The sequence below is a fragment of the uncultured Ruegeria sp. genome (genome assembly GCF_947489545.1).
GTDB lineage: Bacteria > Pseudomonadota > Alphaproteobacteria > Rhodobacterales > Rhodobacteraceae > Ruegeria.
In genome coordinates, this window is sequence record NZ_CANLDZ010000005.1 from 249301 (window position 1) to 263919 (window position 14619).

Sequence of the window (14619 nt, forward strand, 5' to 3'; positions counted from 1 at the left end):
ACGTTGCCTCCTGAGTGACTTTTTACGTGTTTGTGTCCGGACAGGCACCAAAGACACCTTTGCGAGACGCCAGACCACCCGCCTCGGCCAAATGCGATGGTTTCGCGCCAAACTCCGCGTGTTTGGCCGAGTCGGGTCTGCAATCCCCCGCTGGGTGAAACGCCGACACGACGGTTCGGCGGTTCTTGCCCGATTTGTTTGCGACAATCCGGCAAGGCTCTGCTCAAAACAGCGACTCGGGCCGGACAAAAAAGAAAGGGGGCCGAAGCCCCCTGTTAGTTTCGCCTTCCAGGCTCATTTCGTTGACCGCCCGGTATTTTTTTGCCTGCGGCCTGGACTGCGCATGGAACGAGCGCACCCGTTCCGTGAAAGAGTGGGAAAGAGCGAATATTCTGCCCCACCCTGTTCCCGACCAACACGGGCATGCCGGTCGAGTGGAGCAAGGCAATTAGGTAAGCCTTAGGCTTTGCCTTGCTCCGAGTTCGTCAGGACCGGTTTACCGAGGGATAATCCGGCCCCTACACCCCGCGTGGCAGGGTGTTTTCTTTAGCTACACCCGCTGGTAGACCCGCAGGTGTTGCATTTCATGCAGGTGCCGTTGCGCACCAGCGTGTAGTTTCCACATTCTCCGCACGGGTCGCCCTCGTACCCCTGCATTTTGGCTTTGGTGCGCGCATCCATTCCGGTTGCAACCTCGGCCACGACAGTTGTTTCGCTTTGCACTTCGAACTGGCTTGCTGATTCTGCCATTCCGTTCACTTCGGCTTGGCCACCGTTGAACACCACCAGATCTTGCGGCAGGCGTTTACGCAAATAGCCGGTCGAACTGATTTGTTTCAGCACTTCCAAGGATTTGGTCGCCGCGCTTTCGCTTATCTCGGATACGTTTGATACGCCCTCTTCCTCACCCCGGCCGAGGTCGTCGAAAGATGCCCCTTCTGGTTTCACATGGGCCAGATCGGTGCGGTCCAGATAAGACACGGCCAGTTCGCGGAAGATGTAGTCCAGGATCGACGTCGCATTCTTGATCGAGTCGTTGCCTTGTACCATCCCGGCCGGTTCGAACTTGGTGAAGGTAAAGGCGTCCACGAATTCCTCCAGTGGCACGCCATATTGCAGGCCGACCGAGACGGCGATGGCAAAGTTGTTCATCATCGCCCGGAAGCCCGCGCCTTCCTTGTGCATATCGATGAAGATCTCGCCCAGCTTGCCATCTTCGAACTCACCAGTCCGCAGATACACCTTGTGACCGCCCACGATAGCCTTCTGGGTATACCCTTTCCGGCGATGGGGCAGTTTTTCGCGATGACTGCGGATGATTTCTTTGACCACAACCTTTTCGATGACCTTTTCAGCCAGCACGACGGCTTTTTCCTGCAGCGAGCCGCTTTCCAGCACTTCGGCCGCTTCGTCATCATCTTCGACCAAAGCTGCAGCCAGCGGTTGGCTGAGTTTCGATCCGTCGCGGTACAATGCGTTGGCCTTCACACCCAGCGACCAGCTAAGCTCGTAGGCCTTCTGGCAATCCTCAATGGAGGCGTCATTCGGCATGTTGATCGTTTTCGAGATCGCGCCCGAGATGAAGCTTTGCGCCGCCGCCATCATGGTGATGTGGCTGTCAACACCAAGAAAACGCTTGCCTTTTTTGCCGCACGGGTTGGCGCAATCGAAGATCGAATAATGCTCTTCCTTCAGGTGCGGCGCACCTTCCAGAGTCATTGTCCCGCAGACATGATCGTTGGCCGCGTCGATATCAGCTTTGGTAAAGCCCAGATGGCGTAGCAGATCGAACGTTGGGTCGTTTAGCTTGGTCGCCGGGATGCCCAGAACACCGGTGCAGAAATCTTCGCCCAATGTCCACTGGTTGAAGACGAACCGAATATCGAACGCGCTTGCCAATGCGGCGTCCACCTTGGCCAGCTCATTCGGTCCAAAACCGTGACCGGTCAGTGAGGTGTGGTTGATGCCAGGTGCGTTGCCGATAGTGCCATGGCCAACCGCGTAGGACACGATCTCTTCAATCTGTGACGAAGAATATCCCTGCTTTTCCAGCGCCGCAGGCACCGAGCGGTTGATGATCTTAAAGTACCCACCACCGGCCAGCTTCTTGAACTTTACCAGCGCAAAATCAGGCTCGATCCCGGTTGTGTCACAGTCCATTACCAGACCGATGGTGCCAGTTGGTGCAATCACTGTTGCTTGGGCGTTGCGATACCCATTCTTTTCGCCAAGCGTCAGCGCCTCATCCCAGGCTGACATGGCCAGATCGACCAGACGCTTGTCGGGGCAGTTGCCGTGATCCAGAGGCACCGGCTTCACCGCCAGCTTTTCGTATCCCTCAGTCACTCCTTGGGATGCCCGGCGATGATTGCGCATTACACGCAGCATATGGTCGGCGTTGCGCTCATATCCTTTGAAAGCGCCCAATTCACCGGCAATCTCAGCTGAGGTCGCATAAGCCACACCGGTCATGATCGCAGTCAACGCGCCACAGATCGCCCGGCCCTCGTCCGAGTCGTAGCTGTGCCCCATGTTCATCAGCAACCCGCCGATATTTGCATACCCCAGACCCAGGGTGCGGAAATCATAGGACAGTTGCGCGATTTCCTTGGACGGAAACTGGGCCATCGTCACCGAGATTTCCAGTGTCAGGGTCCAAAGACGCGAGGCGTGCATGTAGTCCGCCGCCTGGAATTCATCATCCTTAAGGAATGTCAGCAGGTTCATCGACGCGAGGTTACAGGCTGTGTCATCCAGGAACATGTATTCCGAGCATGGGTTCGAGCCGCGGATCGCGCCGTCTTCGGGGCAAGTGTGCCACTCATTGACGGTGTCGTGGAACTGGATGCCAGGGTCAGCGCAGGCCCAGGCTGCGTGGCCAACCTTTTCCCACAAATCACGCGCCTTGACGGTCTTAGCGATCTTGCCGTTGGTGCGGTTGATCAATTCCCAATCGGCGTCTTTTTTGACGGCCGTCAGGAAGGCGTTGGTTACGCGGATCGAGTTGTTCGAGTTCTGCCCCGAAACCGAGTTGTAAGCCTCTGAGTCCCAATCCGTATCATAGGTCGGGAACTCGATGCTGTCGTGTCCCTGCTTGGCATAGTCCAACACGCGCTTGATGTAAGTCTCTGGGATTGCGACTTTTTTTGCCTCGCGAATGGCAGTCTTCAGCGTATCGTTTTTGTTGGGATCATACGCATCGTCCTGAACACCGTCCCATGAGCGAATGGCCTCGAAAATGCCGTTCAGCATCTTTTCGTGCATCTTCGATCCGGCAACGATCGAAGCTACTTTCTGCTCTTCAAGTACCTTCCATTCGATGAACTGCTCGATGTCAGGGTGATCCGCGTCGACGATCACCATCTTTGCGGCCCGACGGGTTGTCCCACCGGATTTGATCGCACCTGCTGCACGGTCACCAATTTTGAGAAAGCCCATCAGACCCGAAGACTTGCCACCACCCGACAGTGCTTCACCGTCGGCCCGCAAATGGCTGAAGTTGGTCCCGGTACCCGAGCCATACTTGAACAGACGCGCCTCGCGCACCCACAGGTCCATGATGCCACCCTCGTTCACGAGATCGTCGTTCACGGATTGGATGAAGCACGCGTGCGGCTGTGGATGTTCGTATGCGGATTTCGACTTGGTCAGCTTGCCAGTCTTATAATCGACATAGTGGTGCCCCTGCGCCGGGCCGTCGATGCCATATGCCCAATGCAAGCCTGTATTGAACCACTGCGGGCTGTTCGGCGCTGCGCGTTGCGTCGCTAACATATAGCGCATCTCATCAAAATAGGCGTGCGCGTCTTCCTCGGTAGAGAAATAGCCGCCTTTCCAGCCCCAATAGGCCCAGGCGCCGGCCAGACGGTCGAACACCTGCTTGGAAGAGGTTTCTCCTTCAAAGTCCGCACCATCAACGGGAACCGAGCGCCATAGGAATTCTGGAACGTCTTTCTCTTTGACCTTCTTCAGGTTGGTCGGAACACCAGCCTTGCGGAAATATTTCTGTGCGATGACGTCGCTGGCAACCTGGCTCCAGCTGGACGGGACTTCGATGTCATCTAGGCGGAAGACGATCGTGCCATCGGGATTTCGGATTTCAGACGTTGCTGAAACAAAGTCCAGATCCTCATATGCGTCCTGCCCCGCTGTTGTGAATTTTCTTTCAATCTTCATGTCCGCCGCCCTGGTTCTGTCAATTGCATCGTCACGCTACTTGGGGCTTTGAAATTGCAAGCCGCCCACCAAACCGAAGATAAAGGGCGCAAAAGTCCGACCGCTGCTGCGAACAGCGCGAAACCGACCCTACGGTTGCACGATACTTTGATGTGCTTTCCGACCCTCGCCCGGCGCCTTCTCTGGCTTTCGATACCAGATGTAGTGGCGCTTTCTTCGGCTCATACAATCTGGCGTAAATACCCATATAAGGTCAACGTCATTTTTCAGTCATTTTGAAATCTTTTTTGTTGACCAAATTGTCTGAGTGAGTTGCCAGTTTTAGGAACCCGATTCCTCCACAGGGTCGCGCATGGCGATTTTTCGCCACTGACCCAAAGCTGCAACGGGAATTGCCGTTTTTACCAGCATAGTTATCAGCATTTGATCAACCGGTGCCTGACTGGCTAGGCTGGGCAAGAATCATCCTGGAATGGATGCTGCGACACCCAAACCGCGTCCGAAGATGCGCAAATGATTGAGGGCTTACAAAAGGATGCAGTTGTTTCGCATTTTACCCGCTATGGCCATGATCGTGGCATGTACACCACAAGATGTGCCCATCGCGTCACGCAGCGCACAGTTTGAAAGCTACCCCCAAAGGCTGTTCGACACGTTCGAGATCAGCTGCTCGGGACCCGGCGAAACCTTTAAAAAGATCGGAAGCCGCGCTTACGAATGCAGAGAGTCGCTGCCGCCGGACGCCACAGCTTATCTGATTCTGACATATGACGGCTATCCCAAGGAACTACCGCAAAGCGTGATGCGATTGACGTCGACGAGAAACGACGCAGGCTACCTTGTAGATGCTAACCTGTTTTTTGAGGTGCCTCAGAAAACCGGCCAAACCATCAACATCCCAATAGAAAGCAAGACATTGGATGAAGCCATCAGCAACCTGTATCAGGCTGCTGGCGGTTCACCCAAATAACTTTGAGAAAGTGGTCGGGGCGGCAGGATTCGAACCTACGACCCCCTGTACCCAAAACAGGTGCGCTACCAGACTGCGCCACGCCCCGGACCGTGCGCCTTCCTAACGAGGCCGATCTGATTTGAAAAGCCCTAACAGGGCCAAATTGCGGGGCCTTGCGAAAAAACTTCATGTCGCATCTGCGTTCCCGGCTCAATTGAATACCGAGCAGCCAATCCGGCGTTGATTTCCAACACTACAAAAACGGAATCACCGCCATCAATTGGCGTTAAATCTCCGGGAATTGCACCTTCGTGCACGTCGGTCACGGTACCTGTCTGATCCAGGAAAATGATATCCAGAGGAATCAGTGTATTTTTCATCCAGAACGCGACCGGCTGCGGCGGGCTGAACACAAACAACATGCCAGAGCGGTTTGGCAAGGACTCCCGAAACATCAAACCACGGGAGCGTTCTTGCGGTGTTACCGCAATTTCTACGTCAAATCGCACAAGGGTTGCTTCATTTCGAAGTTCGACCCGATCTGCCCGACATTCGGCCAAGACATCCCCGGCCCACAGAATTGAAAGCAGAGCCAGAAGTGTCAGATGTCGCGCCATGGGGAATCAGTCGTCCAGCGCAGATTCCCAGGCCAGCACTTGGGCCGCCATGCGCCCCCGCTTGCCGTTGATCACACGCATCGCCAGCGCTTCGCCAGGCTGCAGATCCGCCAGACCAGAGCGACGCAAAACTTCGATATGCAGAAACACATCTTCGCCGCGGCCAAAGACATTGGCGAACCCAAACCCCTTGCCCTTGTCGAACCATTTGACCCGCGCAGCCTCAAGCGGCGCATCTGAAATAGCGTCTGGGTCAAGCTCGGCAAAATCGGCCAACATCATGGTGTCGGCCTGTGCCGGAGGATCAACCGCAATTACTTCGACGGCCTGAACACCGCGATCCGTGCGGTGAGTCATGATGTCAATGCCGGCACCGTCGGCAACCGAGCTTTGGCCGAAGTTTCGCAGCACGTTCACGTGCAACAAAATATCCGGACCGCCATCGTCAGATACAACAAATCCGTACCCCTTTGCGGGATCGAACCATTTAACGTGTCCATGGACGCGATACATGTTGTTCAGATCTTCTGGCACAGTTTTCCCATCGCGAATTTTTGCACTTCGTTAAGGGTTTGTTGTTTATGGGAATGGCAGGCAAATTCAAGCTGAAAAAACCGTTTGATTTCTGTCTGTTGCATTTCGCGACACGTGAAAGTCATGGATTTAACCTCTGCACCTGCCATGCCGAACCCGGCTCCTTTCTTTCCCATCTGAACCGATCATGAAGACGGAACGCTCCATCGGCCCAGAATTCGATTTCCGTTGGGACCAATCGGTACCCCCCCCAAAATGGAGGACGGGGCGGGTTCGGTCCAAGTTTTGCCGTCACTTTTGCAACCTCTGCCATCAAAGCGGCGCGGCTGCTCAGGGGCTGCGACTGACGAGACGCCCAAGCCCCTAATCGGCTTTTTAGCGATCGTGACGCATAATACTCGTCGGCTTGAGGCCCGCTTTCACGCTCTACTATACCACGAACACGAAGCTGGCGCCGCAAAGATTTCCAATGCATGACAAATGCAGCCTTCCCGGCAGAATCTAGTTCGGTTGCCTTGGTGCTTTCGTAGTTGGTGTAAAAAACGAACGCTTCCGGTTCGATTTCTTTCAGCAAAACCATGCGGGAATTGGGCATGCCTTCAGAATCTACGGTCGCCAACGCGATTGCGTTGGGATCGTTCGATTCAGTCTCTTCGGCCTCGGCCAACCATCGGGCCGCTATTTCAAACGGATCGGTGCCGGCAAAAATGCCATCGCGCTCGCTCATTTCCATCCCCTGGAACGTATTGCTAAGGACCCTAAGGCGAGAACTCGCTACGGGCAAGAGCACGCGGCCTTGATGCAGCGCTACCAATGGCATAAACCAACTCAACATAACGCGAAGACAGGCGGAGAACCGAACATGGCAAATCAGTTGATGGCCGGCAAGCGCGGCCTCATCATGGGACTGGCCAATGATAAATCAATCGCATGGGGTATTGCCCGCGCCTTGTCCGATGCTGGGGCTGAAATGGCCTTTTCTTACCAAGGCGACGCACTCAAGAAACGAGTCGACCCACTAGCAGCGCAATTGGGCAGCGAAATCGTCCTGCCCTGCGATGTCAGCGACGAAGAGTCTGTAAATGCGCTGTTCACCTCTCTTGAGGAAAAGTGGGGCAAGCTGGATTTCGTTGTTCATGCGATCGGGTTTTCCGACAAGAACGAACTTCGCGGTCGCTATGTCGACACCAGCCGCGCCAACTTTAATCTGACTATGGATGTGTCGGTCTATTCCTTCACTGCGGTGATGCAGCGGGCGGAAAAGATGATGTCTGAAGGCGGCAGCGCAATAACCCTGACCTATTATGGCGCAGAACAAGTCATGCCACATTATAATGTCATGGGAGTTGCCAAGGCGGCGCTTGAGGCGTCGGTGAAATACCTGGCCGAAGATCTGGGCAAAGATGGTATCCGCGTGAACTCGATTTCTGCCGGTCCGATCAAAACTCTGGCCGCCAGCGGCATCGGCGATTTTCGGTATATTATGAAGTGGAACGAATACAACTCACCCCTGCGCCGCAACGTGACCATAGATGATGTGGGCAAGTCTGCGCTCTACCTGCTGTCTGACCTCAGCAGCGGCGTGACTGGTGAGAACCTGCACGTGGATTCGGGTTATCACATCGTCGGCATGAAAGCTGTTGACGCGCCGGACGTTGAAAAGGGCTAAGACCATGAGCGCCAAGGACCGCCTGCCCCATGAAAAAGGCTTTCATATCAGTTGGGATCAAATTCACCGCGATTCTCGAGCTTTGGCCTGGCGCCTTGACGGGCAAGGCCCCAATAGTGGTGCCTGGCGCGCCGTAGTTGCGATCACCCGTGGTGGCATGGCCCCGGCCATGATCGTTAGTCGCGAGCTGGACATTCGTACCGTCGATACGATCAGTGTTCGGTCTTATCACCATCAGGATCAAGGTCAGGCCGAAGTTCTCAAGGCGCCCGATGCGGATCTGATGGGCGATGGCGAAGGCATCCTGATCATTGACGATCTTGTCGACAGCGGCAAAACACTGGAACTGGTGCGGGACATGTACCCCAAAGCCCATTTCGCCACGGTTTATGCCAAACCCAAAGGCCGCCCGATGGTCGACTCGTTCATCACCGAGGTCAGCCAGGATACATGGATCTTTTTCCCGTGGGATATGGCCCTTCAGTATGTTCAGCCTTATCGCGGAACGGACTGACCGTTTCCAACAAGAAAAAAGCGTGCAGCAGGCCCGCGCTGAAATGCTCAGGGATGCCGCATGACACAAACCCGCACAGCCGCCACTTTTGCCCCCCCGGTTATGGAGGCGCGGCGTTGGTTGGGCGGGGTTACCTTCCCTGCTGACCGCCCCTTGATCAACGTGAGCCAGGCCGCACCTGTTGATCCTCCACCTTTGGCAATGCGTCAGGCTATCGCTGAGTTTGCCGTCAATGAAGACAGCGCGCATCTCTATGGTCCGGTGTTGGGGAATGACGCGCTGCGGGCAGAGCTGTCAGCGCAGATTGGCGCGCACTATGACGCGAACATCGCACCGGAACGGGTTGCAATAACATCAGGATGCAATCAGGCTTTCTCGGCTGTGATTTCTGCAATCACGGATCAAGGGGATGAGATTATCCTGCCAACCCCCTGGTATTTCAATCATAAAATGTGGCTGGACATGACGGGCGTCACAGCCGTCGACCTGCCAACGGGCGATGATTTGCTACCAGACCCGGACAAGGCACGTGCCCTGATCACGGACAGAACACGGGCTATTGCGTTGGTGACCCCCAACAATCCAGGTGGTGTTGAGTATCCAAGCGATCTGGTCCGTGCTTTTTTCGACCTGGCGCGCGAGGCTGGGATTCGGCTTTTAGTGGACGAGACCTACCGTGATTTCGACAGCCGGAATGGTCCGCCTCATGACCTGTTCCATAACCCTGATTGGGACGAAACACTTGTTCATCTCTACTCTTTCTCAAAAGCCTACCGATTGACGGGGCACCGTGTTGGGGCCATCGCCACCAGCATGGAATTGTTGTCCGAAGTCGAGAAGTTCCTGGATACGGTGGCCATCTGCCCCGGTCAGATCGGCCAGTTCGCTGCCCTTTGGGGAATGCAAAGCCTGTCCCAGTGGCTGGCGGGTGAGCGGGATGAAATTCTCGACCGCCGTGCAGCAATCTCGGACGGCATGCCAAAACTGACCGCCCAAGGGTGGCGATTGCTGGGGCTTGGGGCCTATTTCGCCTACCTAGAACACCCGTTTGACATGCCATCAGACGAATTGGCCCGACGATTGGTATCTGATGCAGGGATTCTACTGTTGCCCGGCACCATGTTCATGCCTGATCACGATCCAGCTGGAAAACGTCAGGTGCGCATCGCATTTGCCAATCTCGATCGGGAGGGAATTGGCCTGTTGTTCGACCGTTTGCAGCGACTGTCCTTCTAAGCTTGCCCCCCGGCCACACGCATCGTATTCAGGGCCGCAACCAACGGGGCAGATACCTGCCGATGTAAGTAAGAAGAGGGCGCTATGGCCGCAGGCACAAAAAGTCTTTCGAAAACCTTTGTCTGGATTCTGATGGGCCTTTTGATGCTGGGTCTCGCCGGTTTCGGTGCCGTGAACCTCAGCGGTACGGTCCGCACTGTGGCGCAGGTTGGCAATGAAAGCGTCTCGGTCGACACCTATGTGCGGGAGCTGCAGCGTGAAATTCGCGCAATCGAAGCGCAGACAGGTCAACCACTACAGATGTCGCAGGCCCGCGAGCTTGGGCTGGAACAGCTCGCACTTTCGCGGTTAACGGCGCTGGCTGCATTGGACAACGAAGTTGCCCTTCTTGGAATCTCGATCGGTGATGAGAACCTGCAGGAAGACATTGTTTCGATCCCGGCCTTTCAGGGCGTGAACGGAACCTTTGATCGCGAAGCTTATCGTTTCCAACTGGAACAAGTCGGCATGACCGACTCTGAATTCGAATCCGATCTGCGCAAAGAATCGTCAAGAACGCTTGTGCAAGGCGCGGTGATCAGCGGCGTGAAGATGCCGGAAACGATGACGTCCATACTGACCGACTACATTGGCGCGCGGCGCAGCTTCACTGTCGCAACTGTCGGGGGTGATGCGCTGTCAGAGCCAGTTGCGGAACCAACGGATGCTCAGGTCCAAACTTTTTACGACGAGAACACCGATCAGTTCACCCTACCCCGTACCAAGCGCCTGACTTATGCGATTCTGTCACCAGAAATGCTGTTGGACACGGTTGAGGTCGACGAGGACTCCCTGCGTCGTTTGTATGACCAGAGATCCGCAGAATTCCAGCAGCCCGAGCGTCGTCTGGTCGAGCGTCTGAACTTTCCAAACGAAGACGCCGCAAATGATGCCAAAGCGCAATTGGAGGTGGGCGGAACCACATTCGAAAGACTTGTTCAGGATCGTGAGCTTGAGCTGAGCGATATCGACCTTGGCGACGTCACCCGTGACGATCTGGGCGACGCCGCCGACGCTGTGTTTGCTGCCGAAATTGATGCGGTTGTGGGCCCGCTGCCATCCGTATTTGGCCCTGCCCTGTTCCGGATCAACGGAACTCTGGCAGCAAACAACGTACCCTTTGAAGAAGCCGAACCCGCTCTGCGCGAGGAATTGGCCTCGGATCGGGCCCGTCGTCTGATCGAGGCGCAGTCCGAAGACATCAACGACATGTTGGCTGGGGGTGCGACGCTTGAAGAACTGGCTGGCGAGACCGAAATGGAGTTGGGCCAAATCGACTGGACCCGCGACAGCGCCGAGCGTGTCGCAGCCTATGATGGTTTCAGAACCGCAGCCGAAGCCGTCCGCGAGGGCGACTTCCCTGAGGTTGCTTTTTTAGAAGACGGATCGATTTTTGCCCTGCGCCTGAACGAAGAATTGCCGCAGCGCCCCGAACCGTTTGAAAGCGCCCGCGACCGCGTTGCCGAAGCCTGGCGTCAGGCCGAGACGAACAAAGCACTGCAAGCGCTGGCCAACACCGCTGTGACACAACTGGCCACAGATGGGGATTTTGCCGCGACTGGGCTGCCTTTCCGTGTTGAAAACGGCCTGACCCGTACCGCGTTTCTGGAAGACGTTCCGGCCAGTTTCATGGCTGACGTCTTTGCCATGGATCCCGGTGAACTGCGCGTCATTGGCGGCAGCGGCACTGCATTGATCGTGCGTTTGGACGAAGTTCTGCCGCCAGCGGAAACAGATGAATTGCGTCAGGTGCAACAGGCTTTGGCTGCTCAGATGGATCAGGCGTTGGCCCAGAACATTTTTGATGCCTATGTGCGCGACGCGCAGACCCGGGCCCGCCCGGTTATCGACCAGCAGGCGCTGAACGCTGTGCAGTCGAGCTATTAAACGAGACCGAGATGGCCCTGACACCCGATTTCGACACGTTCGCGCGCGCCTATGAAGCGGGCGAAAACCAGGTCGTTTACACGCGCCTTGCGGCGGATCTTGATACACCGGTTTCGCTGATGCTCAAGCTGACGGGCGCGCAGAAAGACGCCTTCATGCTGGAATCCGTCACCGGAGGAGAGGTGCGCGGGCGCTATTCGATTATCGGCATGAAGCCCGACCTGATCTGGAGATGCGATGGAGAGACTTCGTCACTGAACCGCTCGGCCCGATTCGATGCCGAGGCGTTTTCGCCGCAAGACGGCAACCCAATGGACAATTTGCGGGCATTGTTGGCCGAAAGCCGCATTGCCCTGCCCGATGATCTGCCTCAGGCAGCGGCAGGCCTGTTTGGCTATCTGGGCTATGACATGGTGCGGTTGGTGGAATATCTGCCGGATGTGAACCCGGACCCGCTGGGCTTGCCCGATGCGATCATGATGCGCCCGTCGGTCATTGCAGTTCTGGATGGCGTGAAAGGCGAAGTGACTGTTGTCTCTCCGGCGTGGGCCAGTGACGGGCAATCGGCCAAGGCCGCCTACGCCCAGGCTGCTGAACGCGTGATGGATGCGGTACGTGACCTGGAACGCGCAATGCCCGCCGAAACCCGTGATCTGGGCGACGCGTCCGAGGTGGCGCCTCCGGTGTCGAACTTCACCAAGTCCGGCTATATGGATGCGGTTGAGAAGGCCAAGGAATACATCCGCGCAGGCGACATCTTTCAAGTTGTCCCGGCGCAACGCTGGACCCAGGATTTTCCACAACCGCCTTTTGCGCTTTATCGATCATTGCGACGCACCAACCCATCGCCGTTCATGTTCTATTTCAACTTCGGCGGCTTTCAGGTCGTGGGTGCAAGCCCCGAAATTCTGGTGCGCGTCTTTGGCGACGAAGTCACGATCCGTCCGATCGCAGGAACACGCCCACGCGGTGCAACGCCCGAAGAAGACAAGGCGAACGAGCTTGATCTGCTGGCCGACAAAAAAGAACTGGCAGAGCATCTGATGTTGCTGGATCTGGGCCGCAACGACACCGGCCGCGTTGCCAAGATCGGTACAGTGCGCCCGACTGAAGAATTTATCATCGAGCGCTACAGCCACGTTATGCATATCGTTTCGAACGTTGTCGGCGAACTGGCCGAAGACAAAGACGCGCTGGACGCTTTCTTTGCCGGGATGCCTGCTGGCACCGTTTCAGGTGCGCCTAAGGTGCGGGCGATGGAGATCATCGACGAGCTTGAACCCGAAAAACGCGGCGTCTATGGCGGCGGTGTGGGGTATTTCAGTGCCGGTGGTGACATGGACATGTGTATCGCCCTGCGGACGGCCATTGTGAAGGATCACAAGCTGTACATTCAAGCCGGTGGCGGTGTCGTCTATGACAGTGACCCCGAGGCAGAGTATATGGAGACCGTGCATAAATCCAACGCCATCCGCCGCGCAGCATCGGATGCGGCACGGTTTACTGGGTCAGGAAACAGCTAACAAAGGGCGGTAGATCCTCAGATCACCGCCCCTTCATTCAAAACGTGCAAGTTCTACTGAACTTCACGCATCATGACGGCCGAAATCGGCGCCATGGCGACACGGTTTCCGCGATCTTCAAGACCCCATAGCAGCAAAGCCGAGATCGTTTCTGGGCGCACACGTCCCAACATGACAACTGTCCCTTCCTGACCAGCACGGAATGCCGCCTGATCTAGGAACCGGCGCATGATCTTGGGATCCTGCCGAGCCCCGTCTATATCGCGAAACACCACGCCTGACGGGATGCCATTGCGCGCGGCCAGCTTTTGGACGGTGTTCAAACCATTGTCTTGTGTGATCAGACCGCGACCCGTTCCCCCCGCAATGGCCGCAACCTGATCGGCCAGCTTTCGGTTGCCCTGAATGCCGGTCCCAACGCCTTCAAGAATCCCAACAGTCTCGGGCAGCGTATCAAGCCAGACGGCCATCGAGACTTCGGCATCTTGCGCACTCGCCGCTTCGGGCATGTCCGCCAGCGCCAGTACTTCGAACCCGGCGGCACGGTGGCGTGCCATCTTTTCTGCCGCATTCGGGTCCGAGGGGCTGATAGCAAAGCTGATCGGATAAGGAAAATCCTGCAGCGCTTCGGCCCCAAAGGCGCCTTCATCATCAATCAAAATGATCGACATCAACGGTTTGGAGTCTGGGTTTTCAAACGGGATTGCATAGGCGTCGATCGGCGGGCCCGGTGCTACTTCACTTTCAGCGCTCGCTTCTTCCGCGGGGGCAGTGTCCCGCTCGGTCAGAGGGACTACTCGCTTGCCCAATATTGAGCTGTCTTCAACTGGTTGCTCGCCCCCGATCTGCGGCAATGCGGCGATCCGGGGCAGTTCGCGCGGCATCGTATCCTCGTCACCTTCAACCGCAATTGGGCTGTTTTCGAAAGGGTTTTCTTCCTCAGCCTCGGCGCCAACAGATGGCGTTTCAGGCGTGGGTTCCGGCTGAAGCACGGCAACTTCTTCACCCTCTGGCTCGACAAGGGGTGCAGGCGTGTCGTCGATCACCAAGGGTTGCTCGTCCTCCGGAGGAAGGGCCGGAGCGGTACTCGGCGTCGGCGGCGCCGCCGGAGTGTCTGTCACAACAGAAACCTCGGTCGAAGCCGACGGTTCAGGCTGCTCCAATCCCTGTGTTGCTCCACCAATTGAAGGCTGTGTATCAGGTGCTTCCTCAAGTCCCGTCAGATCAGCCAGATCATCAGACCCATCCCCGGCGGCTTTTGGCGCACGCGGGGCCAGTTCGACCAGATCCGCGTCGGCCCCAGCCTCGACAGCTTCGACCGAAGCCTCGGGTGTCTCGACTTCGGTTGCGTCGGGTGCCTGCGATGCCACAACCGGTTTGTTGGCCAACGGCGTGTTCAGTGACAAAACCGCGCCAATGATCAAAACAACGACCGTCCCGACGATCATTCCTCCGAAAAATCCGCCCATTAC

General features: G+C 56.5%; 11 protein-coding genes and 1 tRNA gene. 6 read left to right on the forward strand and 6 right to left on the reverse strand.

The features are described from left to right. Nucleotides 1-546: 546 nt before the first annotated feature. On the reverse strand, nucleotides 547-4176 hold the full coding sequence (locus Q1B13_RS09935; protein WP_299075555.1) for a vitamin B12-dependent ribonucleotide reductase: 3630 nt from the start codon (nucleotides 4174-4176) through the stop codon (nucleotides 547-549). A gap of 562 nt (nucleotides 4177-4738) precedes the next feature. Between Q1B13_RS09935 and Q1B13_RS09940 the strand changes: the two genes are divergently transcribed. Next, nucleotides 4739-5146, forward strand: a complete 408-nt coding sequence (locus tag Q1B13_RS09940; protein WP_299799785.1) for a hypothetical protein — start codon at nucleotides 4739-4741, stop codon at nucleotides 5144-5146. 11 nt (nucleotides 5147-5157) lie between these two features. Here the strand turns inward: Q1B13_RS09940 and Q1B13_RS09945 are convergent. The 4 genes from Q1B13_RS09945 to pdxH all read right to left on the reverse strand — a co-directional run bounded on the left by Q1B13_RS09945 (nucleotide 5158) and on the right by pdxH (nucleotide 7006). Then, nucleotides 5158-5234 (reverse strand) — tRNA-Pro (locus tag Q1B13_RS09945). Between the two features lie 43 nt (nucleotides 5235-5277). Next, nucleotides 5278-5745, reverse strand: a complete 468-nt coding sequence (locus Q1B13_RS09950; protein WP_299075561.1) for a DUF192 domain-containing protein — start codon at nucleotides 5743-5745, stop codon at nucleotides 5278-5280. Nucleotides 5746-5751: 6 nt separating this feature from the next. Further along, nucleotides 5752-6279 carry a cold-shock protein gene (locus Q1B13_RS09955; RefSeq protein ID WP_298934932.1) on the reverse strand — a complete coding sequence of 176 codons (528 nt, stop codon included), beginning with the start codon at nucleotides 6277-6279 and terminating at the stop codon, nucleotides 5752-5754. A 121-nt stretch (nucleotides 6280-6400) separates the two neighbouring features. Continuing rightward, entirely contained in the window at nucleotides 6401-7006 is a 606-nt protein-coding gene (gene pdxH, locus Q1B13_RS09960; RefSeq protein WP_299075564.1) for a pyridoxamine 5'-phosphate oxidase, read from the reverse strand. Between the two features lie 135 nt (nucleotides 7007-7141). On the opposite strand from pdxH, the gene fabI reads away from it, so the two are divergent. The 5 genes from fabI to trpE all read left to right on the forward strand — a co-directional run bounded on the left by fabI (nucleotide 7142) and on the right by trpE (nucleotide 13147). Beyond that, the gene (fabI, locus tag Q1B13_RS09965; protein WP_298934930.1) at nucleotides 7142-7948 is read left to right on the forward strand and encodes an enoyl-ACP reductase FabI; all 807 of its coding nucleotides are present in this window, start codon (nucleotides 7142-7144) and stop codon (nucleotides 7946-7948) included. A gap of 4 nt (nucleotides 7949-7952) precedes the next feature. Next, a complete protein-coding gene (gpt, locus tag Q1B13_RS09970) occupies nucleotides 7953-8462 on the forward strand; it encodes a xanthine phosphoribosyltransferase (protein ID WP_298934929.1) in 510 nt (169 codons plus the stop codon). 60 nt (nucleotides 8463-8522) lie between these two features. Beyond that, the gene (locus tag Q1B13_RS09975) at nucleotides 8523-9698 is read left to right on the forward strand and encodes an aminotransferase (protein WP_299075567.1); all 1176 of its coding nucleotides are present in this window, start codon (nucleotides 8523-8525) and stop codon (nucleotides 9696-9698) included. Nucleotides 9699-9782: 84 nt separating this feature from the next. Further along, on the forward strand, nucleotides 9783-11624 hold the full coding sequence (locus tag Q1B13_RS09980; RefSeq protein ID WP_299075570.1) for a peptidyl-prolyl cis-trans isomerase: 1842 nt from the start codon (nucleotides 9783-9785) through the stop codon (nucleotides 11622-11624). Between the two features lie 11 nt (nucleotides 11625-11635). Further along, the gene (trpE, locus tag Q1B13_RS09985) at nucleotides 11636-13147 is read left to right on the forward strand and encodes an anthranilate synthase component I (protein WP_299075573.1); all 1512 of its coding nucleotides are present in this window, start codon (nucleotides 11636-11638) and stop codon (nucleotides 13145-13147) included. Between the two features lie 53 nt (nucleotides 13148-13200). On the opposite strand, the gene Q1B13_RS09990 is transcribed toward trpE, so the two are convergent. Continuing rightward, on the reverse strand, nucleotides 13201-14616 hold the full coding sequence (locus Q1B13_RS09990) for a polysaccharide deacteylase family 2 protein (protein WP_299075575.1): 1416 nt from the start codon (nucleotides 14614-14616) through the stop codon (nucleotides 13201-13203). Between the last annotated feature and the right edge of the window lie 3 nt (nucleotides 14617-14619).

What these genes read in the sequence shown, in the direction of transcription:
- Q1B13_RS09990 (WP_299075575.1), bottom strand. Translation starts at nt 14,616, where the DNA reads ATGGGCGGATTTTTCGGAGGAATGATCGTCGGGACGGTCGTTGTTTTG.
- Q1B13_RS09950 (WP_299075561.1), bottom strand. Translation starts at nt 5,745, where the DNA reads ATGGCGCGACATCTGACACTTCTGGCTCTGCTTTCAATTCTGTGGGCC.
- trpE (WP_299075573.1), top strand. Translation starts at nt 11,636, where the DNA reads ATGGCCCTGACACCCGATTTCGACACGTTCGCGCGCGCCTATGAAGCG.
- gpt (WP_298934929.1), top strand. Translation starts at nt 7,953, where the DNA reads ATGAGCGCCAAGGACCGCCTGCCCCATGAAAAAGGCTTTCATATCAGT.
- Q1B13_RS09935 (WP_299075555.1), bottom strand. Translation starts at nt 4,176, where the DNA reads ATGAAGATTGAAAGAAAATTCACAACAGCGGGGCAGGACGCATATGAG.
- pdxH (WP_299075564.1), bottom strand. Translation starts at nt 7,006, where the DNA reads ATGAGCGAGCGCGATGGCATTTTTGCCGGCACCGATCCGTTTGAAATA.
- fabI (WP_298934930.1), top strand. Translation starts at nt 7,142, where the DNA reads ATGGCAAATCAGTTGATGGCCGGCAAGCGCGGCCTCATCATGGGACTG.
- Q1B13_RS09975 (WP_299075567.1), top strand. Translation starts at nt 8,523, where the DNA reads ATGACACAAACCCGCACAGCCGCCACTTTTGCCCCCCCGGTTATGGAG.
- Q1B13_RS09940 (WP_299799785.1), top strand. Translation starts at nt 4,739, where the DNA reads ATGGCCATGATCGTGGCATGTACACCACAAGATGTGCCCATCGCGTCA.
- Q1B13_RS09980 (WP_299075570.1), top strand. Translation starts at nt 9,783, where the DNA reads ATGGCCGCAGGCACAAAAAGTCTTTCGAAAACCTTTGTCTGGATTCTG.